The following is a 19,347-nucleotide window of genomic DNA, read 5'->3' as shown; positions in this document are numbered from 1 at the left end:
AGCGGAACACGCCGCCGCGGCGACTACATCTGCCGGAACAAATGTGCGTATTGCCGCGCGACGGGCAGCGTCTCAGTGCGCCCGCGAATCTTCAACCCCAGGCGGCCCAGCGACAGATGCACGGCGCTCGATACATGCGCCACGTTGACCACCGTACCGCGGTGCACCTGCCAGAAGTGCTCGGGGTCGAGCTGGGTCAGCAGGTCACGCAGGCTGGTGCGGATGAGGGATTCGCCGCTGCTGGCGACCACGTTGACGTACTTGTCGGTCGCTTCCAGATAGATCACGTCATCCACGGGGATGAAGCGCACTTCCTGCCCGACCAGCGCCTTGATGAAGCGCAGATAGCCGCCCTGCGGCGTGGCACGCGTTTGCGCGGCGCCCTGCAGGCCGGCAAGGCGCTCGACAAGCTCAGCCAGCGTCTGCGCGGGATCGGTCACGGCAGGCGCGTTGACGTTGTCGCTCAGGCGCGTGCCGAGCCGGTCCTTCAGCCGCTTGACGGTCTCGGCCAGACGCTCGGTCTGCACGGGCTTGAGCACATAGTCGACCGCGGCTTGCTCGAAGGCATCGAGCGCGAACTGGTCATACGCGGTAACGAACGCCACCAGCGGACGCACTTCCCGCTGCGATAGCTCGCGCGCCACATCAATGCCCGACAACCCCGGCATGCGGATATCGAGAAAGACCACATCGGGCCCCTGCCCGTCGGCCGCATCGTCAATCACGTCGAGCGCGGATTGGCCGTCGTACACGGCCGGCAGCAACGTGGCCTCGGGCCATAGTGCCGCCAGTTCAGCGACAAGGTTTTCAGCCAGTGCCGGTTCATCATCGGCAATAAGCACGCGTGGGGAAGCAGGCATCGATCAGGTTCCGGCGGATGCGCGCGATGAGAGCGCGCCGGTGGCGTTTTCGGTTGAGCGGGAGGTTGAGCGAGAAAAGCGGCAGCGCCATTCCGGCGCGTCGGCTTGAGATGGTGCAGGCGCCGTTTCGTGCGCCAGCGGCAATTCAACGATGATCGTCACGCCATGCGGCACGGTCTCCGTGATCGTCAGGCGTGCGTCGCCATCAAACAAGCGCGACAGGCGTTCACGCACGTGCGTGAGGCCCAGCCCGGAGCCCGTGGCGCCATCGTTACCGAAACCGACACCCGTGTCGCGCACTTCCAGCACAAGCCGCTCGCCCTCGCTGCCGGCCGCCAAGCGCGCAGACAGGGCGATCTCCCCGCCCTCGCGCGCAGGCTCGATGCCGTGCACCACGGCGTTTTCCACCAGCGGCTGAATCAGCATCGGTGGGATGACGATGTTGGCGATGGCATCGTCCAGCGCCAACGAGAAACGCAGGCGATTGCCGAAGCGCAGCGCCTGGATGTCGAGATACGCGCGCAGCAGCGCAAACTCTTGCGCCAGCGTGCACTGCTCGGCGCGTGCGTGCGAAAGCGAGCTGCGCAAAAAACCAATCAAATGCTGCAGCAACCGCCGCGCGGCGGCCGGGTCCCGTGCGATCAGCACATCCACGTGGGCGAGCGAGTTGAACAGGAAGTGAGGCTCGATCTGCGCCTGCAGCGCCATCAATTGCGCACGCACGACTTGCTTCTCGGCTTCTTCCCGCTCCAGTGCATCGAGCGCAGCCTGGCGCTGCAATGCGGCCAGCTTGCCGCGCGACCAGTAGTAATACGTTGCGCCAAGCGCGGCCAGCATGGCGATGATGAAACTCATGCGCAGGCTGTCGGCGCGCCAGGGTTCCGGGTTCGGGTTGTGCAGGCACAGGATCGTCCGCGCGATCCACTGGCCAAACGGCACGCCGATCAGCACCGCGCCCACGATGATCCAAGGAAACACCCTCTTGTTGGGCGGGCCGTCGCCCCAGAGCACATGGCGCGGGATGCCGATCAGCGAGAACATCGACAGCCCGATCGCCTGGCTGAAGACGAAATCTTTCCAGAACGTCTCTTCTGGCCGGATGCCGAACGCCAGCACGGCCGCAATCAGCGTATTGATAACGATGATGACGGCATAGCGGATCACCCAGCGCCGGGCAAAGTGCAGGCAATCGGCAAGCGAAGGGAGCGACACATTGGCGAACATGCGGGCGATCTTACCGGACGGCTCTTCGGCGTTGAAGCTTGGGGTTTCCCGCATTACCGGCGGCCGGCCTGCTCTCGCAAACGGGCGAGTTCCTGGTCGACCATGCGCTGGTAGCCGTTGCCCTGGCTCCAGGCCAGGCTCAGCCCGTGCGCAGCCAGGCCAAACCCCCAGCCCAGCAGCGGCCACACAAACCAGAACTGCCCGCGCGACAACGCAATCGCTGCCAACCCGGCGTTCACGGCCAGGAACGACAGCAGGTGAATGCGGAACCCCAGGCGCGCGCCGGCGCGGTGTCGGGCGCGGCGCAGCAGAGCGTCGTCGGATTCAACAGACGGGGAAGTTGGGGTGTAGGGCACGGCAGACATGGCGGTCTCTGGTGGAACCGAAGATGTCCGCAGTATAGGAATGGCGCCTGGGCAGGCGCCACGGGCGTGCGACGAATGGCGGAATCGGGCGGATGAACGGTGCGCAACCGGCTCCGCCGACACACAGCAGCCGTGGCTATGCCGCCAACGCCTCCCGCGCGGACTGGCCCACCACCGTGGACGCCACCGCCTCCGCCACCGTGTCACGGGAAAGGTGCGGCGCAAACATCCCGATGAAGTCATGCGCATAGCCACGCAGGTACGCGCCACGGCGCACCGCCACGCGCGTGGTATTCGGCTCGAACAGGTGATCTGCCCCAATGCAGACGAGGTTGTCGTCCTTGCGTCCGTCATACGCCATCGAGGCGATGATGCCCACGCCCACATCCAGCGCCACATAGGTCTTGATCACGTCCGCATCCATGGCGGTCAGCACGATCTCCGGGTGCAGTCCGGCGCCGGCAAATGCGGCGTCGATGTTGCGGCGCCCCGTAAAACCCGCGTCGTAAGTGATGAGCGGGTATTGCGCCACGTCTTCGAGCGTGGGCAGCGGGTTCTTGGTCAACGGATGGTCGGGGCTGACCACCAGCACGTGGCGCCAGCGGTACGCCTCGAACGACGTCAGCCCCGGCTCGTTGGCCACCGCCTCGGTGGCGATACCGATATCCGCCTGCCCGGTCAGCAGCAGCTCGACGATGTGCGAGGGCGATGCCTCCTGCAGCGCCAGCGTGACATGCGGATATTCCTTGCGGAACGACTGCACCACCTTCGGCAGCGCATAGCGGGCCTGCGTGTGCGTGGTTGCCACGGTCAGGCGGCCGGACTGGCGGCCGGAGAATTCCTCGCCGGCCTGGCGTAGGTTTTCGGCTTCGAGCAGCAGGCGCTCGACAATGCGGACGATCTCGCGACCCGGCTCGGTCAGGCCCGTCAGGCGCTTGCCGTAGCGCTCGAAAATCTCCACGCCCAGCTCATCCTCCAGCTCGCGGATCTGCCGCGACACGCCGGGCTGCGACGTGTACAGCGCGTTGGCAACTTCGGTCAGGTTGAACTGGCGGCGCACCGCCTCGCGGATGGAACGCAGTTGCTGGAAGTTCATGGCTCGTGTCCTCTCGTATTGGTTGTCGTCGGAGCGGCGAATTAAGCGGTCGCTTGCGCGGCGGCCGGCCGTGCACCTTGCGCGAACACGCGAATCGCGCGCGGGCGCACCACCAGCGTTTCGCCTTCGCGGAAGCCCTCGGCGCGGAAGCGTTCGATGGGCAGGGAGACTTCGATGATGTCGTCGGTGTCTTCGCGCTCCAGCTCAAGCTGGGCGATGGCGCCAAGCGTGAGCGCGCGGCGCAGCATGACGGGAATGCCCTCGGCGCCCGGCGCGTAACGCTCCAGATCGATTTCGTGCGGGCGCACGAAGGCCACCGCCTGATCGGCACGCGAAGAATCGACACCACCCGACGGCACTGCAATGGCGGAATCGCCCACGTGCAGCACGCTGCCGCCCTCGCCTTCTTCCAGGCGCCCGTGGAACAGGTTCACGTTGCCGAGGAAGCCATAGACGAACGGCGTGGCCGGCGTGTTGTAGACCGCATCGGGGCTGCCGACCTGCTCTACCTCGCCGCGGTTCATCAGCACCACGTTGTCGGCCACTTCCAGCGCTTCTTCCTGATCGTGCGTGACGAACAGGCTGGTGACGTGCAGATCGTCATGCAGGCGACGCAGCCAGCGGCGCAGCTCCTTGCGCACCTTGGCATCGAGCGCGCCGAAGGGCTCGTCGAGCAGCAATACGCGCGGCTCCACCGCCAGCGCACGCGCCAAGGCAATCCGCTGGCGTTGTCCGCCCGACAGTTGCGGCGGGTAGCGGTCAGCCAGCCAATCAAGCTGCACAAGCTCCAGCAGCTCCTTCACCTTGGCGCGGATCTGCACTTCGCTCGGCCGCTGCGTACGCGGTTTCACACGCAGGCCGAACGCCACGTTCTGGAACACCGTCATGTGCTTGAACAGCGCGTAATGCTGGAACACGAATCCGACCTGGCGCTCGCGCACATGCTGGTCCGACGCGTCTTCACCATTCAGATGAATGCTGCCCGAATCCGCATGCTCCAGCCCCGCGATGATGCGCAGCAGCGTGGTCTTGCCGCAACCCGACGGGCCCAGCAGCGCAGTCAACTCGCCCTGCTTGAAGTCGAGCGAAACATCGTTGAGGGCAACGAAGTTGCCAAAGCGCTTGGTGATGTGTTGAACCTGGATGCTCATGCGACGCTCCCTTCGAGCGGAGATTGCACAGAGACGTGCGAATGCGAAATCGATGAGGACGGTGCGACGCGCGCGCCCGGGCCTTCGCCCACGCCGGCATCCGCATCGGCCAGTTCGCGGCGGCTGCGCCATTCGACCAGCGTCTTCAGCGCCAGCGTGACGAGCGCCAGCAATGTCAGCAGCGACGCCACGGCAAACGCGGCTGCAAAGTTGTATTCGTTGTAGAGAATTTCCACGTGCAGCGGCATCGTATTGGTCAGCCCGCGAATGTGGCCCGACACCACCGACACCGCACCAAACTCGCCCATCGCCCGCGCGTTGCAGAGAATCACGCCATACAGCAGGCCCCACTTGATGTTGGGCAGCGTCACGCGAAAGAACGTCTGCCAGCCCGATGCGCCGAGCACGATGGCGGCCTCCTCCTCTTCGCTGCCCTGCGCCTGCATGAGCGGAATCAGCTCGCGCGCCACAAACGGAAACGTGACAAACACGGTGGCCAGCACAATGCCCGGCACAGCAAAGATGACCTTGAAATCGTGGTCCGACAGGTAAGGCCCGAACCAGCCTTGTGCGCCAAACAGCAGCACGTAGATCAACCCCGCAATGACGGGCGACACCGAGAACGGCAAGTCGATCAGCGTCAGCAGCAGGTTCTTGCCGCGAAACTCGAACTTGGCAATCGCCCACGCCGCCGCCACGCCAAACACCACGTTCAGCGGCACGGCAATCGCCGCAATCGTGAGCGTGAGGCCGATGGCCGAGAGCGCATCCGGCTCGACCAGCGCTTCGAGATACACGTCGATGCCCTTCTTGAACGCTTCAACAAACACGCTCACCAGCGGCACGAACAGGAACAGCGCCAGGAACACGAACGACACGAGGATCAGCATGGCCCGCACCCACGCAGATTCTGCGGTGGCGCCACGGCGGCCAACTGCGAGCGCCTGACCAAGTTGACGGGAAACGGTACCGGCCATGTCAGGCTCCTGCTGCCGCATTGGCGGTCAAGGGTTCGGGGGCGCGCTCGATGGCGTCGTTGCGATTGCCGCGGCGGCGCGCCCAGGCTTGCAGCAGGTTGATCACCAGCAGCAGCGTGAACGAGATACCGAGCATGACGACGGCAATCGCCGTGGCGCCCGCGTAATCGAATTGCTCCAGCTTGGAATAGATCATCAGCGGCGTGATCTCGGAGACCATCGGCATGTTGCCGGCGATGAAGATGACCGAACCGTACTCACCCGTGGCACGCGCAAAGGCCAGCGCAAAACCCGTCAGCAATGCAGGCAGCAAGGTCGGCAAGACTACGCGAATGAAGGTCTGCCAGCGCGTGGCGCCCAGGCTGGCTGCGGCCTCTTCCAGTTCGGCTTCCAAGTCTTCGAGCACCGGCTGAACCGTGCGCACAACAAACGGCAGCCCGATGAACGTGAGCGCCACCACGATGCCCAGCGGCGTGAACGCGACCTTCAGGCCCAGCGGCTCCAGTCGTGAGCCGATCCAGCCATTTGGCGCGTACAAGGCAGTCAACGCGATGCCGGCCACCGCAGTCGGCAGCGCAAACGGCAGATCGACCAGCGCATCGATCAGCCGCTTGCCCGGAAAGCGATAGCGCACCAGCACCCACGCCACGATCAGCCCGAACACGAGGTTGATCACCGCCGCGATCAGCGATGCGCCGAACGTCAGCTTGTACGACGCCACCACGCGCGGCGCGGTGACGGTGGTCCAGAACGCATCCCACGTCATGGTGAACGTCTTGAGGACGGTCGCCGACAGCGGAATCAGGACGATCAGCGCGAGGTACAGCAGCGAAAAGCCCAGCGCCAGCCCGAAGCCGGGCAGCACATTGGCGGGCTTACGCCGCTTGGACAAAGAAAACGCAGAAGACAGGCTCATCAGCGCACCGATAAAAATGGCCGCCGGGCAAAAAAAACACTGCGGCCGATATGCAGATGAACCGATTGTGGCGAACTGTTCTTATGACGAAAACGAATATTTGCGCATGTGCATCATCGTTTTAGATATAAGGAGTGCTCGGTAAGACATCCCACTGGGCTTGCCAGTCGGCGCCGTCGCGGGTGGTGTCTTGTGCACTTGCGCGACCGATCAGGCGATCAAGCACTGTCAAGCCAGCGTCCCAGTCGCCGAGGTTGGAATCCGCGTTGATATGGCCAGCCTCGCCGGCGTCAATGAACTCGGCGCCCCAACGCGCACCCCAGTCGATAGCACTGCCTTGCGGCATCCACGGATCATTGCGGCTGGCAACGAGCGTGACGGGAAACGGCAACGCGTGGTCCGGAAGCAGATCGCGCACACCGAATTTTTCCGGATCGGCCGGCGCGACCAGCAGCGCTGCGGCCACGGCCTCTTTTGTCTGAACCGCCCAGTGCAGCGCCGCCAGGCAGCCGAAGCTATGGGCCACCAAGATCACGGGGCGCCGCCCACGAATTGGGGGACGCTCAGCCAGTGCCGCATGTACCGCTTCGCCCACGCGGGCAGACCAGCGCGGAAGGTCAGGCGTTGACCAGTCGGTCTGCTCCACGCGGTGCCAGTTTGGAAACCGCTGCTCCCAACGCGTCTGCCAGTGGCCGGGGCCGCTGCCATGCAAACCAGGAACGGTCAGGATGACGGCGTCTGCCGGCCACTGCCAGGCGGGTGCGTCCGATGCGGTTGCGAGTGCGCTGCGTGCCATGGGGGTACTCATTGCGTGAGAGAAATGCCGGCGCACTGCTGCTGTTGCACCAGCGGTGCCTGCGCCATCGGTGTCACCATCGGCGTGGGTACGGCGTCCGGCTCCGGCTCGGCTCCTGGCAGGATGCTGCCCTGCACATAGGCGATACCGGCCGCCCGTGCCAGCTCCAGATCGCTCGGGCGCTCGCAACGCCGCAATGCCAGCATCACGCCCAGCTCACGTGCGGAATCGGCCAGCGACACCATGTGCCGCGCATGCCATTCACGCCGGGCATCCAGCTTCAGGTACGCCGGCTTGGCATGCACGAGCAGCGCGCCCGCTTCCGCCGGGTCCGATGCCTGCACCGCCACGGCAAAACCGTTGCGCCGGTAGTTGTCCACCACGAACAGCAGCAACCCCAGATCGTCATTGGCCGTAGACGGCACCTGGATGACGAATTGCTCCGGATGCAGCCCCAGCGCCGTCACCGCGCGATGGAACGCCTTGCCATGGTCGGCCGCCACCGCCGCCAGCAACCGGCCATGCACGTTCACAACAAGCTGCCGCGCGTCGGTGCGGGAGAAGTAGTTGAGCGTATGCACGAGCCGGCACAGGCGGTCGAGTTCGACCAGCGTGCCGTCATCCGAGGCCAGCGAAAACACCTTCCACGGGTTCAGGCCCAGATCGCCGTCGCGCGTCCAGGTGCGCATCAGCGCTTCGTGGCCGGCGGGGGCAAGCGAGCCATCCGCAGCAAGCTGCCAGACCGGTTCAAACAGGCTGGTCAGCGCGCAGTGGAAGAACTGGCCCTGCACGCGGCCAGCGGCGTCGCGCCACAACTGGCGGTCCGGCGTCGGGGCGCTCGGCAACGTGCCCAGAAATTGTGCGAGTGCTGTGGTGTGCATCAGGCTCATGGGTGAGGCTCCTTGTTGGGTCGCCGTCTCCTCCCCGTCCTTACAGTTTGGCGATCGATACTTCAGTCGCCTTCACCAGCGCAACGACTTCGCTGCCGATCTTCAGGCCAAGGCTGTCGACCGAGCGCGTGGTGATGACCGAGGTCACGATGCCGGCCGGGGTCTCCACGTCGATCTCCGAGAGCACGTCGCCCCGGATGATCTCCTTGATCTGCCCGCGAAACTGGTTGCGTACGTTAATCGCTTGAATGCTCATGATGTTCCTTCTTAGGTGACAACGGCACTACGTGCCAATGAATGTTTTCAGGAGAAAGGTTTGCAGCGCCTTACACGGCCCAGCGCACGGCAGTGGCCGACACGTCAAAGGGTGATGCCCACGCCGTGTGCGAACGCACATCGGTCACTTCATTCGGATCGATCTTGCGCTGCATCACGCGGTTGAGGATGGCTTCTTCCAGACGCGCAAACGCGGGCGAACCACGGTGGCGCGGACGCGGCAGATCAATGCGTTCGTCCAGCGCAATGCGACCGTCTTCGATCAGCACCACGCGGTCGGCCAGCGCTACCGCCTCGGCCACATCGTGCGTAACAAGTACGGCGGTAAAGCCGAGGCGTTGCCACAGACCTTCGATCAGGTTCTGCATGTCGATGCGGGTGAGCGCGTCGAGCGCGCCCAGCGGTTCGTCCAGCAGCAGCAGGCGCGGCCGATGCACGAGCGCGCGCGCCAATGCCACACGCTGGCGCTGCCCGCCCGACAGGCGCGCGGGCCATTCCCCTGCCCGCTCGGCCAGCCCGACTTGTGCAAGCACTTCAGCGGCTTGCGCACGCTGTGTCTTCGGCAGCCCAAGCGCAACGTTGTCGAGCACCTTCTTCCACGGCAGCAGACGGGCATCCTGGAACATCACGCGGGCATCGTCGTGCAGGCCGTCTTCGGCGTCGCCATCGCGACGCAGATGGCCATCGTCGATACCTTCCAGCCCGGCGATCAGCCGCAGCAGCGTGCTCTTGCCGCAGCCGCTGCGCCCGACGATGACGACAAACTCGCCTGGGGTGATGTCCAGATCGATGCCGTGCAGCACTTCACGATCGCCGTAGCGTTTGACGACGTGCTCGATGTGCAAGGCGGTGCCGGCCAGCGCGGCGTGTTCAGTGGCGTTGCTTTGCAAGCGTCTCTCCAATTCAGCCTCAGGCCGCTGCTTGATAACCGGGGTGCCAGCGCAGCCAGTAACGTTCCAGCCCGCGCGACAACCAATCCGCCAGCTTGCCCAGCAGCGCGTACAGCAGGATGCCCAGCAGCACCACGTCGGTCTGCAGGAACTCGCGCGCATTCATCGTCATGTAGCCGATGCCGGCCTGCGCAGAGACCGTCTCCGCCACGATCAGCGTCACCCACATCAGGCCGAGCGAGAAGCGCACGCCCACCAGGATCTGCGGCAGCGCACCGGGCAGGATCACCTCGCGATACAGCTGCGCACGCGAGAGGCCGTAGCTGCGGGCCATTTCCACCAGGGCCGGATCGACCGAGCGGATGCCGTGATACGTGTTCAGGTAGATCGGGAAGAACACGCCCAGCGATACAAGGAAAAGCTTGGCCGATTCATCGATGCCGAACCACAGGATCACGAGCGGAATCAGCGCCAGCACCGGGATGTTGCGGACCATCTGCAGCGTGGTGTCGAGCAGGGTCTCGGCCGTACGGAAGGTGCCAGTCAGCAAGCCCAGCACCAGCCCCAGCGAACCACCGATCGCAAAGCCCAGCAGCGCGCGCCACGTGCTCACAGCCACGTGCGTCCACAGCTCGCCGGAGCGAGCCAGCGCCACGGCGGATTTCGCCACGTCCAGCGGTGCCGGCAGGATGCGGTTCGACAACCAGCCCCATTGGGCCGATGCCTGCCACAGCACCAGCAGCACCAGCGGCACGATCCACGGCGCCAGTCGTTGCTGGGCGGAACGCAGGAAGGTGTTTGCCTTCGGTTTCGACTTGGATGCCATAGCCTCACTCCTCCCGGCTCAGCTTGCCGCCACGCGCGGCACGATGCCCGTGGCAATCACCTCGCCAAACGGCCCGTTCAGCACGTTGCCCGGCAGCTTGTCGCGCACCGAGCGCGGCAACAGCGGGAACACCAGTTCAGCAAAGCGGTAGGCCTCTTCCAGATGCGGATAACCGGAGAGCACGAATGTATCGATGCCCAGCTCGGCGTATTCCTGCATGCGCGCGGCCACGGTTTGCGGATCGCCCACGAGCGCTGTGCCGGCACCGCCGCGCACCAGCCCCACACCCGCCCACAGGTTGGGGCTGATCTCCAGATCGGCGCGCGTGCGTTTGACGCCGCCGGCATGCAGCGCAGCCATGCGTTGCTGGCCGGCCGAATCCATCTTGCGGAAGGCCTCTTGCGCGCGGGCCACGGTGTCGTCGTCGAGCTTGCTGATGAGCTTGTCGGCGGAAGCCCAGGCTTCGTCGTCCGTCTCACGCACGATCACGTGCAGGCGGATACCGAAGCGCACGGTGCGGCCATGCTTGGCAGCGCGCGCCCGCACGTCGGCCAGCTTCTCGGCCACGGCGGCAGGCGGTTCGCCCCAGGTGAGATACGTGTCGACCTGCTCCGCTGCCAGCTCGTGCGCCGCTTCCGACGACCCACCGAAATACACCGGCGGATGCGGCCGCTGCACTGGCGGATACAGCACCTTTGCGCCCTTCACGCTGAGGTGCTTGCCGGTGTAATCCAGCGCAGCGCCTTCATGGCTCGCGGCCAGTGTTTCACGCCAGATGCGGATGAACTCTTCCGAGGCTTCATAGCGCTGCGCGTGATCGAGGAACAGACCGTCGCCTGCGAGCTCCGACGGGTCACCACCCGTGACGAGGTTCACCAGCAAGCGGCCGTTCGACAAACGGTCGTACGTGGCAGCCATGCGCGCGGCCAGCGTGGGCGCCATCAGCCCCGGGCGCACCGCCACCAGAAAACGCAGACGCTTCGTCACCGGAATCAGGCTCGCGGCCACGATCCACGGGTCTTCGCACGAACGTCCGGTGGGAATCAGCACGCCCTCGTAGCCGAGCGTATCGGCGGCTACGGCCACCTGCTGCAGATAGGTGTGATCGACTTGGCGTGCGCCCTCGGCGGTGCCGAGATAGCGGCTGTCACCGTGCGTCGGGATGAACCAGAAAACTTGCATGTCAGCTCCTCGAATCGTATTCAGCGTTGGGCTATTGCCAGTTGCGCGGGCGTCGGATGCCAGACCAGATCGATCGGCTTGACTGGCCGTGGAATCAGCCCCAGCCCGTGGAAGGCATCGGCCACACGTTGCTGCTCGGCAACCGCTTCCGGCGTTACGGGCCGCACGGGCGACGGCGGCCTGCGCGACAAGAACAGATGCACCGTCGCCAGCGACAGCCCGGAAAAATCCGCAATGCGCTGCGCAGCTTCCTTGCGGTTCTCCTGCACGAGCCGGTCGGCACGCGACAGCTCCGCGAAGATCGCCGCGATGGTGTCGCCGTGCTTCTCGGTAAAGGCCGTCGGCGCGAAGTAGAACGAGTTGTTGGACGACAGCGTGCGGCCGGTGGCGAGCACGCGCGGCTTGATGGCGAGTTCCGTGGCGGCGTAGTACGGATCCCAGATGCCCCAGGCGTCGACGCTGCCGCGTTCGAAGGCGGCACGCGCATCGGCCGGCGTCAGATACACGGGCTGGATGTCGGCAAAGCTCAGTCCGCCCTTCTGCAAGCCCCGCACGATCAGGAAATGCGCGCTGGAACCCTTCTGCAGCGCCACGCGCTTGCCCTTCAGGTCTGCCAGCGTCTTGAGCGTCGAATCCTGCTGCACGAGGATGGCCGAGCTATCCGGCTTGGGTGGCTCCACGCCCACGTAGCGCAAGTCCTTGCCCGCCGCCTGCGCGAATACCGGCGGCGTATCGCCCGTGATGGCGAGGTCGAGACTGCCCGCAGACAGCGCTTCGAGCTGCTGCGGCCCGGCCGGAAATTCCAGCCAGTTGATCTTGGTGCCCGGAAAGCGCTGCTCCAGCGCCCGGTTTTCTTTCACGATGACGAGATTGACCGCGCTCTTCTGGAACCCGATGCGCAGTTGCGCGGGCGGCGTCACCTTCGGCAAACCTGCAGCTGCGGGGGTGGCGGTTGCGGCATTGGCGGCTTGCGCGATGGGCCCAAGCGTGGCAAGCGATGCGCCTGCCACGGTGGCGTTCAGCAGGCGACGGCGTTGGATGTCGATCGTCATGGCAATCAGCGCGCAGCCTGTTGCGTCGTGGGCTGCCACGCCGAATCGGCCACCTTGACGGGACGCGGGATCAGCTTGAGCGCGTGGAACGTGTCGGCAATGCGCTGCTGGTCGGCCAGCGCCTCGGCGCCCACCGGCTGGATGCCGTACGCAATGCGCGACACCGAGCGCGCCACCACAGCCGGCTCCAGGCCAAGCTGCGGGCCGAGAATGGTCGTCACATCCTTCGGGTTGGCCGCGGCCCAGGTATCGGTCTTCTTCAGTTCATCGAGCACGATGTTCAGCACATCGGGCCGGGCACCCGCATAGCCTTTCGATGCCAGGAAATACTGCGAGTTATTGACCACGCCCGTGCCATCTGCCAGCACGCGCGCGCCCAGTTGCTGTTCGGCCGCGGCAAAGAACGGGTCCCAGATCACCCACGCGTCGATGGCGCCGCGCTCGAAGGCGGCACGCGCATCGGCGGGGGTGAGGTACACAGGCTGGATATCGCTGTAAGGCACGTTGGCCTTTTCCAGCAGCTTCACCAGCAGGTAATGCACGTTCGAACCCTTGTTGAAGGCGACGCGCTTGCCCTTGAGATCGGCCACGCTCTTGAGCGGCGAAGTCTTCGGCACGATGATCGCCTCGCCGGCCGGCGCGGGCGGCTGGTTGCCGACGTAGACGAGATGGGCCCCGGCAGCCAGCGCGAAGATCGTCGGCGCTTCACCCGTGGTGCCGAAATCGATGGCGCCCACGTTCAGGCCTTCCAGCAACTGCGGGCCGGCGGGAAACTCCGTCCACTTCACTTCGATGCCTTGCGCGGCAAGGCGCTTTTCGAGCGTGCCGCGTGCCTTGAGCACGGTCAGCGTGCCGTATTTCTGATAGCCGATGCGCAGTTGTTTTGCGGCGGTCGGGGGCGGTGCATCGCTGTTGGCAAAGGCGGCAGGTGCGCCGAGCGTGGCGAGCAGCGTGGCGGCGATGGTCAAAGTCCTGCGCAGGGGCGAATGGGTGTTCATGGCGAATTTGGTGGATGCGGTGTGTATGGGCGGCACGATCCGCGCGCAGAGGCTGCGCGGCGTGACAACAACGGGAAAGTGTTGGCTGCGTGTGTAAGGCGGCGCGTTCAGCGCATCACGCCAGACATCGCATTCGCCCAGCGTCGGCCCGGGCGTGGGTCAGTGCGGCGGCACGTGCGGCGCTGCGGCTGGAGACCATCACCTGCGCCACGGTCGGATGCCGTGCCAGCGCAAGCGCCTGATGCACGCGCTCCACGCCGTCGTCCAGGCGCTGCTGCAGCGATGGGTCAACCGTGACGCCGTCGTCGGCCACGACGATCTGCGAGTCGACCGCAAAGATGCCTGGCAGGATCGAGCGCGCAGCCAGTGCCGTCAGCACGGGGCGCAGCGCGTAGTCGATCGCCAGCGTATGGGCCAGGCTGCCGCCGGTGGCAATCGGCAGCACGACTTTGTCGCGCAGCCCGCTTTGCGGCAGCAGATCGAGAAACGTTTTGAGCAGGCCGCTGTAGGCTGCCTTGTAGACCGGCGTGGCCAGGATCACCACCTCGGCCGCTTCCACCCGCGCCACCGCATCGGCGATGGCCGGGTCGGACACCTGCGCGCCGAGCAGCGCGTCAGCGGGAAGACTGCGCAGGTCCAGGTGATCCGCCCGCTCGCCGGCGCGTTCGAGCTGCGCGCGCACGTGGCCCAGCAGACGCGCAGATCGCGATTGCACCGAAGGGCTGCCGGAAATGGTCAGGATTTGCATGATGCGGATCACTCGATGTTGTTGCGTCGCTTGGGGCCTTACTTGCCCGGTTGATAGAGCTGGTCAAACTGACCGCCGTCGGCAAAGTGCGTCTTCTGCGCCTTCTGCCATCCGCCGAACGTGTCGTCGATGGTCACCAGCTTCACCTTCGGGAATTCGCTCTCGTGCTTCTTGGCCACGGCCGGGTCCGTCGGGCGATAGAAGTTCTTCGCGCCAATCTCCTGCCCTTGCGGCGTGTACAGGAACTTGAGATACGCCTCCGCGGCCTTGCGCGTGCCCTTCTTGTCGGCCACCTTGTCCACCACCGCCACCGGCGGCTCGGCCAGGATGGAAATCGACGGCACGACCACGTCAAACTTGTCCTTGCCTTCCACGCGCGAGGCCAGCAGCGCCTCGTCTTCCCACGCGATCAGCACATCGCCGATACCGCGCTCGGTAAAGGTGGTGGTCGCACCGCGCGCGCCCGAATCGAGCACCGGCACGTTCTTGTAGAGCTTTTGCACGAAGGCCTTGGCGGTGGCGTCCGAACCGCCCGGCTGCTTGAGCGCATAGGCCCATGCGGCCAGGTAGTTCCAGCGCGCACCGCCGGAGGTCTTGGGGTTGGGCGTGATGACGGCAATGCCCGGCTTGACCAGGTCGTTCCAGTCCTTGATGCCCTTCGGGTTGCCCTTGCGCACCAGGAAGACGATGGTCGAGGTGTACGGCGAGGCGTTGTGCGGCAGGCGCTTCTGCCAGTCTTTGCCGGTCAGGCCTTTCTCGGCGATCGCGTCGATGTCGTAGCCCAGCGCCAGCGTCACCACGTCGGCATCCAGACCGTCGATCACGGAGCGGGCCTGCTTGCCCGAGCCGCCATGCGAGGCACGCAGGGTGATGTCCTCACCCGTTTCCGCCTTCCACTTCTTGGCGAATTCGGTGTTGATTTCCTTGTACAGCTCGCGCGTCGGGTCGTACGACACATTCAACAGTGTCGTTGCCGCATGGGCACCCACGGTTCCCCCCGCCACGATGGCAGCCGCCGTAGCACGTACAAGCGTTTTGAAAACAAACTTGCGAATCATCTTGCAGGCTCCGTTTCTGATCTCTGATGGATTTGGAATAGGAGCAAGACTACCGAGCGGGTCTTGTGCGGGGAACGAATGGTTTCAGGGAATGTTCATCGGTTTTTGCATAAAGGCGGGGATTGGGGCTGCGCGGATGCGGGGCAAAGGGCTTCGGGCGGGAGGGCGAGCGTGGCGCTTGAGGGTCAAACCCTGGGCTTTGGATGTTGGAGAGCCGAGCTTGGGCCTTGGACAGCGGGGCTCCGGGGGTTTTGGGTGGAGGTCGGGCCTTGGAGAGACGTTGGGTCGAGTGTTTTTGGGTGGAGCTTGGGTGTTGGAGCGTGGAGCTTGAGGGTTTTAGGGTGACGCTTGAGTGTTGGAGGGTCGAAGGCGGCTGATTTTTTTGCTCGGTTTGAATGTCGGAGGGGCAAGTGCGAGGGTTTTGGGGTGGAGTTCGAGTCTTGGAGGGTGGAGGTTGAGCCTTGGAGGGTGGAGTTCGAGCCTTGGAGGGTGGAGTTCGAGCCTTGGAGGGTGGAGGTTGAGCCTTGGAGGGTGGAGGTTGAGGGTTTTGGGGTGGGGCTTGAGGGTTTTGGAGTCGCGGCGTCGGGGGCTGCCCGGAGCCCTTGGGGTCGGGTTTTGTGGTGGCGCGCGGGGCTTGCTTGCTTGGGGGCGGTCTTCTTTTTGTTGGTGGTACATCCCTTGTTTCATCCCCTGCCGGGGCTGACTCACTTTCTTTGTCTTGCCAAAGAAAGTAAGCAAAGAAAGGCGCGCCCGAGATGGCGAAAGACTCCTTCAATTTTCGTAACCGGGCGGAGGCGGGGAAAACTCGCTGCGCTCAAACAGTTCCCCGCCTTTTTTCCGCCCGCTTACGAAAATTGAAGGCGCCATCAAGGGCAGGAACGTCAACGACCAAACCGGTGGTTTGCGTGTCCTGTCGGAGTTTCGTTTCTTGCGGTGTGCTGCTTCGCTTCGCTCGCTATCTCAACCTGTTCTTACTGCTTTGCCTCGCGTCTTGCCGCACATCCCACTACTGCGGTTGTGCTTCGATGGTGTGGCCGTACCTTGCCCTAGATGGCGCCTTGGATTTTTGTTGCGGGGAGGAAAAAGGAAGGAGCCTTGTCTGAGCGCAGCGAGTTTGGCTCCTTCCCCTCCCCGCGACAAAAATCCAAGGGGAAGTCGCCATCTCGGGCGCGCCTTTCTTTGCTTACTTTCTTTGGCAAGACAAAGAAAGTGAGTCGCCCCCGGCAGGGGGTGAAACAGGGATGCACCACCAACAAAAACAAAAAGCCAAAAACAAAAAAGCCGCTCCGGAATCCTCCGGAGCGGCTTTTTAACGCACCACTACACAGCCTCAGTGCACAACCCGATCAAACGAGAACTGCCCATCCCGATAATCCACCGGCACCACATCCTTCGGGGCAAACTTGCCCTCCAGAATCATCCGTGCCACCGGATTCTCAAGCTGCTGCTGGATGGCCCGCTTCAACGGCCGTGCCCCAAACACCGGGTCGTAGCCCGCCGATGCCAGCTTGGCCACTGCCTCGTCGCTGATTTCCAGCGCCAGGTCCATCTGCGCCAGACGTGCCGAGAGGCGCTTGAGCTGGATGCGCGCGATCGATTCGATGTTGCGTTGGTCCAGCGAGTGGAACACCACCACCTCGTCGATCCGGTTCAGGAACTCGGGCCGGAAATGCGTCTTCACTTCCTGCCACACGGCACCCTTGATCACGTCCGCCGGTTCGGTCGCCATCTGCTGGATGAGCTGCGAGCCAAGGTTCGACGTCATCACGATCACTGTGTTCTTGAAGTCGACCGTGCGGCCCTGGCCATCCGTCAGGCGGCCATCGTCGAGCACCTGCAGCAGCACGTTGAAAACGTCCGGGTGCGCCTTTTCCACTTCATCGAGCAGCACCACGCTGTACGGCTTGCGACGCACGGCTTCGGTCAGGTAACCGCCTTCCTCATAGCCGACATAGCCCGGGGGCGCGCCGATCAGCCGGCTCACGGAATGCTTCTCCATGAACTCGCTCATGTCGATGCGGATGAGGTGCTCTTCCGAATCGAACAGGAAGCCGGCCAGCGCCTTGCACAGCTCGGTCTTGCCCACGCCCGTTGGGCCCAGGAACAGGAACGAGCCGTAGGGCTTGTTCTCGTCTGCAATGCCGGCACGCGAGCGGCGAATGGCGTCGGACACCAGGCGCACGGCCTCGTCCTGGCCGACAACGCGCTCGTGCAGGCGGTCTTCCATCTTGAGCAGCTTCTCGCGCTCGCCGGTCATCATCTTCGACACGGGAATGCCCGTGGCGCGGCTGACGACTTCGGCAATCTCTTCGGCACCCACCTGCGTGCGCAGCAGCTTGTTCGGCTGCTTCTGGCCGGCAGACTCGGCGGCAGTGGCGGCCTTCAACTTGCCTTCCAGTTCGGGCAGCTTGCCGTATTGCAACTCGGCCACCTTGTCGAGCTTGCCTTCTCGCTGCAGCTTGGCGATCTCCAGCTTGATCTTTTCGATCTCTTCCTTGAGCGTCGCCGCACCTTGCGCAGCGCCCTTCTCGGCCTTCCAGATTTCATCCAGATCGGCGTATTCCTTCTGCAGGCGTTCGATCTCCTGCTCGATCAGGTCCAGGCGCTTCTGCGACGCTTCGTCGGTTTCCTTCTTGACGGCCTCGCGCTCGATCTTCAGCTGGATCAGGCGCCGGTCGAGCTTGTCCATCGCCTCGGGCTTCGAGTCGATTTCCATCTTGATGCGCGCTGCTGCCTCATCGATCAGGTCGATGGCCTTGTCCGGCAGGAAGCGGTCGGTGATGTAGCGGTGGCTGAGTTCAGCCGCGGCCACGATCGCTGGGTCGGTGATCTCCACGCCGTGGTGCAGTTCATATTTCTCCTGCAGGCCGCGCAGGATGGCGATGGTCGCCTCCACGCTCGGCTCGCCCACGAGCACCTTCTGGAAGCGGCGCTCCAGCGCGGCGTCCTTCTCGATGTACTTGCGGTATTCATCCAGCGTGGTCGCGCCGATGCAATGCAGCTCGCCGCGTGCAAGCGCCGGCTTGAGCATGTTGCCGGCGTCCATTGCGCCTTCGGCCTTGCCCGCGCCCACCATGGTGTGGATCTCGTCGATGAAGAGAATGGTCCGGCCCTCTTCCTTGGCGATGTCGTTCAGCACCGCCTTCAGGCGCTCCTCGAACTCGCCGCGATACTTGGCACCGGCCAGCAGACCCGCCATGTCGAGCACCAGCACACGCTTGTTCTTCAAGCTTTCAGGCACCTCTTCATTGACGATGCGCTGCGCCAGCCCCTCGACGATGGCCGTCTTGCCCACGCCCGGCTCGCCAATCAGCACCGGGTTGTTCTTGGTGCGACGCTGCAGGATCTGGATGGCACGGCGGATTTCATCATCGCGGCCGATGACGGGGTCGAGCTTGCCGATCCGGGCCATCTCGGTGAGGTCGATGGTGTACTTCTTGAGCGCTTCACGCTGGCTTTCGGCCTCGGCGCTGCCGACGGTCTGGCCGCCGCGTACGGCGTCGATGGCGGCTTCGAGCGGCTTGCGCGACAGGCCGTGTTCGCGCGCAATACGGCCTGCCTCGCCCTTGTCGTCAGCCACGGCCAGCAGGAACAGCTCGCTGGCGATGAACTGGTCGCCGCGCTTGATGCCTTCCTTCTCGGTTTGCTGCAGCAGGTTGCCCAGATCACGGCCGACCTGTACCTGTTCACCACCCTGCACTTGCGGCAGATGCTTGATGGCGCGGTCCAGCGCCGTATCCAGCGCGCCCGTGTTGACGCCCGCGCGGGCGAGCAGGTTCTTGGTCGCGCCATCCGGCTGGCGCAGCATGGCCAGCAGCAGATGGACGGGTTCGATGTACGGATTGTCGTTGCCCAGCGCCAGGCTCTGCGCGTCGGCCAGCGCTTCCTGGAAGCGGGTGGTCAGTTTGTCCAAACGCATTAAAAACCCCTTGCGGAAAATGTTTCACTGCTCCGAAAGATAGGGAGCTTCGGTGGCTTTTCAAGCATGGAAACGCGAGTTTTGATGCAGATTTGCGCCAGAACAAACGGCGGCGCGCCTGCT

General features: G+C 64.4%; 18 protein-coding genes. All 18 read right to left on the bottom strand.

Annotated features, from left to right (window positions below):
- Positions 1–23: 23 nt before the first annotated feature.
- Positions 24–860: a LytR/AlgR family response regulator transcription factor gene (locus NKG59_RS12860; protein ID WP_253537282.1), complete on the bottom strand. Its 837-nt coding sequence runs from the start codon at positions 858–860 to the stop codon at positions 24–26.
- A 3-nt stretch (positions 861–863) separates the two neighbouring features.
- Positions 864–2,138: a sensor histidine kinase gene (locus NKG59_RS12855; protein WP_253537280.1), complete on the bottom strand. Its 1,275-nt coding sequence runs from the start codon at positions 2,136–2,138 to the stop codon at positions 864–866.
- Positions 2,138–2,449, bottom strand: coding sequence for a 2TM domain-containing protein (locus NKG59_RS12850; RefSeq protein WP_253537278.1), 312 nt, complete (start codon positions 2,447–2,449; stop codon positions 2,138–2,140). The genes NKG59_RS12855 and NKG59_RS12850 overlap by 1 nt, the downstream gene beginning before the upstream one ends.
- Positions 2,450–2,585: 136 nt before the next feature.
- Positions 2,586–3,545, bottom strand: coding sequence for a CysB family HTH-type transcriptional regulator (locus tag NKG59_RS12845; protein WP_253537276.1), 960 nt, complete (start codon positions 3,543–3,545; stop codon positions 2,586–2,588).
- 41 nt (positions 3,546–3,586) lie between these two features.
- On the bottom strand, positions 3,587–4,696 hold the full coding sequence (locus tag NKG59_RS12840) for a sulfate/molybdate ABC transporter ATP-binding protein (protein WP_253537274.1): 1,110 nt from the start codon (positions 4,694–4,696) through the stop codon (positions 3,587–3,589).
- Positions 4,693–5,673: a sulfate ABC transporter permease subunit CysW gene (gene cysW / locus NKG59_RS12835; protein WP_253537271.1), complete on the bottom strand. Its 981-nt coding sequence runs from the start codon at positions 5,671–5,673 to the stop codon at positions 4,693–4,695. The genes NKG59_RS12840 and cysW overlap by 4 nt, the downstream gene beginning before the upstream one ends.
- 1 nt (position 5,674) lies before the next feature.
- Complete coding sequence (gene cysT / locus NKG59_RS12830; RefSeq protein WP_253537269.1) at positions 5,675–6,589, bottom strand: sulfate ABC transporter permease subunit CysT; 915 nt, start codon at positions 6,587–6,589, stop codon at positions 5,675–5,677.
- A 121-nt stretch (positions 6,590–6,710) separates the two neighbouring features.
- Complete coding sequence (locus tag NKG59_RS12825; RefSeq protein ID WP_253537267.1) at positions 6,711–7,385, bottom strand: RBBP9/YdeN family alpha/beta hydrolase; 675 nt, start codon at positions 7,383–7,385, stop codon at positions 6,711–6,713.
- Positions 7,386–7,393: 8 nt separating this feature from the next.
- Positions 7,394–8,275 carry an EAL domain-containing protein gene (locus NKG59_RS12820; RefSeq protein ID WP_253537265.1) on the bottom strand — a complete coding sequence of 294 codons (882 nt, stop codon included), beginning with the start codon at positions 8,273–8,275 and terminating at the stop codon, positions 7,394–7,396.
- A 40-nt stretch (positions 8,276–8,315) separates the two neighbouring features.
- A complete protein-coding gene (locus tag NKG59_RS12815) occupies positions 8,316–8,531 on the bottom strand; it encodes a TOBE domain-containing protein (protein ID WP_004626558.1) in 216 nt (71 codons plus the stop codon).
- A 70-nt stretch (positions 8,532–8,601) separates the two neighbouring features.
- Entirely contained in the window at positions 8,602–9,441 is an 840-nt protein-coding gene (locus NKG59_RS12810) for an ATP-binding cassette domain-containing protein (RefSeq protein WP_232042663.1), read from the bottom strand.
- Between the two features lie 19 nt (positions 9,442–9,460).
- On the bottom strand, positions 9,461–10,267 hold the full coding sequence (ssuC, locus tag NKG59_RS12805; RefSeq protein ID WP_253537262.1) for an aliphatic sulfonate ABC transporter permease SsuC: 807 nt from the start codon (positions 10,265–10,267) through the stop codon (positions 9,461–9,463).
- An 18-nt stretch (positions 10,268–10,285) separates the two neighbouring features.
- A complete protein-coding gene (gene ssuD / locus NKG59_RS12800) occupies positions 10,286–11,449 on the bottom strand; it encodes an FMNH2-dependent alkanesulfonate monooxygenase (protein WP_253537259.1) in 1,164 nt (387 codons plus the stop codon).
- A gap of 20 nt (positions 11,450–11,469) precedes the next feature.
- A complete protein-coding gene (locus NKG59_RS12795) occupies positions 11,470–12,501 on the bottom strand; it encodes a sulfonate ABC transporter substrate-binding protein (protein ID WP_045204658.1) in 1,032 nt (343 codons plus the stop codon).
- A gap of 5 nt (positions 12,502–12,506) precedes the next feature.
- Positions 12,507–13,499, bottom strand: a complete 993-nt coding sequence (locus NKG59_RS12790; protein WP_253537256.1) for a sulfonate ABC transporter substrate-binding protein — start codon at positions 13,497–13,499, stop codon at positions 12,507–12,509.
- 115 nt (positions 13,500–13,614) lie between these two features.
- Positions 13,615–14,247, bottom strand: coding sequence for an NADPH-dependent FMN reductase (gene ssuE / locus NKG59_RS12785; RefSeq protein WP_253537252.1), 633 nt, complete (start codon positions 14,245–14,247; stop codon positions 13,615–13,617).
- A 38-nt stretch (positions 14,248–14,285) separates the two neighbouring features.
- Positions 14,286–15,305, bottom strand: coding sequence for a sulfate ABC transporter substrate-binding protein (locus NKG59_RS12780; protein ID WP_253537249.1), 1,020 nt, complete (start codon positions 15,303–15,305; stop codon positions 14,286–14,288).
- 1,330 nt (positions 15,306–16,635) lie between these two features.
- Positions 16,636–19,224: an ATP-dependent chaperone ClpB gene (clpB, locus tag NKG59_RS12775; protein WP_253537246.1), complete on the bottom strand. Its 2,589-nt coding sequence runs from the start codon at positions 19,222–19,224 to the stop codon at positions 16,636–16,638.
- Positions 19,225–19,347 lie beyond the last annotated feature (123 nt).

It is taken from the genome of Ralstonia chuxiongensis, from assembly GCF_024158925.1.
In the GTDB taxonomy this organism is placed as follows: domain Bacteria; phylum Pseudomonadota; class Gammaproteobacteria; order Burkholderiales; family Burkholderiaceae; genus Ralstonia; species Ralstonia chuxiongensis.
This window is presented reverse-complemented; position numbering and strand designations above follow the sequence as displayed.

Excerpts from the sequence above, each read along its gene's own strand:
- NKG59_RS12860 (WP_253537282.1), bottom strand. The coding sequence starts at position 860 with ATGCCTGCTTCCCCACGCGTGCTTATTGCCGATGATGAACCGGCACTG.
- NKG59_RS12855 (WP_253537280.1), bottom strand. The coding sequence starts at position 2,138 with ATGCGGGAAACCCCAAGCTTCAACGCCGAAGAGCCGTCCGGTAAGATC.
- NKG59_RS12850 (WP_253537278.1), bottom strand. The coding sequence starts at position 2,449 with ATGTCTGCCGTGCCCTACACCCCAACTTCCCCGTCTGTTGAATCCGAC.
- NKG59_RS12845 (WP_253537276.1), bottom strand. The coding sequence starts at position 3,545 with ATGAACTTCCAGCAACTGCGTTCCATCCGCGAGGCGGTGCGCCGCCAG.
- NKG59_RS12840 (WP_253537274.1), bottom strand. The coding sequence starts at position 4,696 with ATGAGCATCCAGGTTCAACACATCACCAAGCGCTTTGGCAACTTCGTT.
- cysW (WP_253537271.1), bottom strand. The coding sequence starts at position 5,673 with ATGGCCGGTACCGTTTCCCGTCAACTTGGTCAGGCGCTCGCAGTTGGC.
- cysT (WP_253537269.1), bottom strand. The coding sequence starts at position 6,589 with ATGAGCCTGTCTTCTGCGTTTTCTTTGTCCAAGCGGCGTAAGCCCGCC.
- NKG59_RS12825 (WP_253537267.1), bottom strand. The coding sequence starts at position 7,385 with ATGGCACGCAGCGCACTCGCAACCGCATCGGACGCACCCGCCTGGCAG.
- NKG59_RS12820 (WP_253537265.1), bottom strand. The coding sequence starts at position 8,275 with ATGAGCCTGATGCACACCACAGCACTCGCACAATTTCTGGGCACGTTG.
- NKG59_RS12815 (WP_004626558.1), bottom strand. The coding sequence starts at position 8,531 with ATGAGCATTCAAGCGATTAACGTACGCAACCAGTTTCGCGGGCAGATC.
- ssuC (WP_253537262.1), bottom strand. The coding sequence starts at position 10,267 with ATGGCATCCAAGTCGAAACCGAAGGCAAACACCTTCCTGCGTTCCGCC.
- ssuD (WP_253537259.1), bottom strand. The coding sequence starts at position 11,449 with ATGCAAGTTTTCTGGTTCATCCCGACGCACGGTGACAGCCGCTATCTC.
- NKG59_RS12795 (WP_045204658.1), bottom strand. The coding sequence starts at position 12,501 with ATGACGATCGACATCCAACGCCGTCGCCTGCTGAACGCCACCGTGGCA.
- NKG59_RS12790 (WP_253537256.1), bottom strand. The coding sequence starts at position 13,499 with ATGAACACCCATTCGCCCCTGCGCAGGACTTTGACCATCGCCGCCACG.
- ssuE (WP_253537252.1), bottom strand. The coding sequence starts at position 14,247 with ATGCAAATCCTGACCATTTCCGGCAGCCCTTCGGTGCAATCGCGATCT.
- NKG59_RS12780 (WP_253537249.1), bottom strand. The coding sequence starts at position 15,305 with ATGATTCGCAAGTTTGTTTTCAAAACGCTTGTACGTGCTACGGCGGCT.
- clpB (WP_253537246.1), bottom strand. The coding sequence starts at position 19,224 with ATGCGTTTGGACAAACTGACCACCCGCTTCCAGGAAGCGCTGGCCGAC.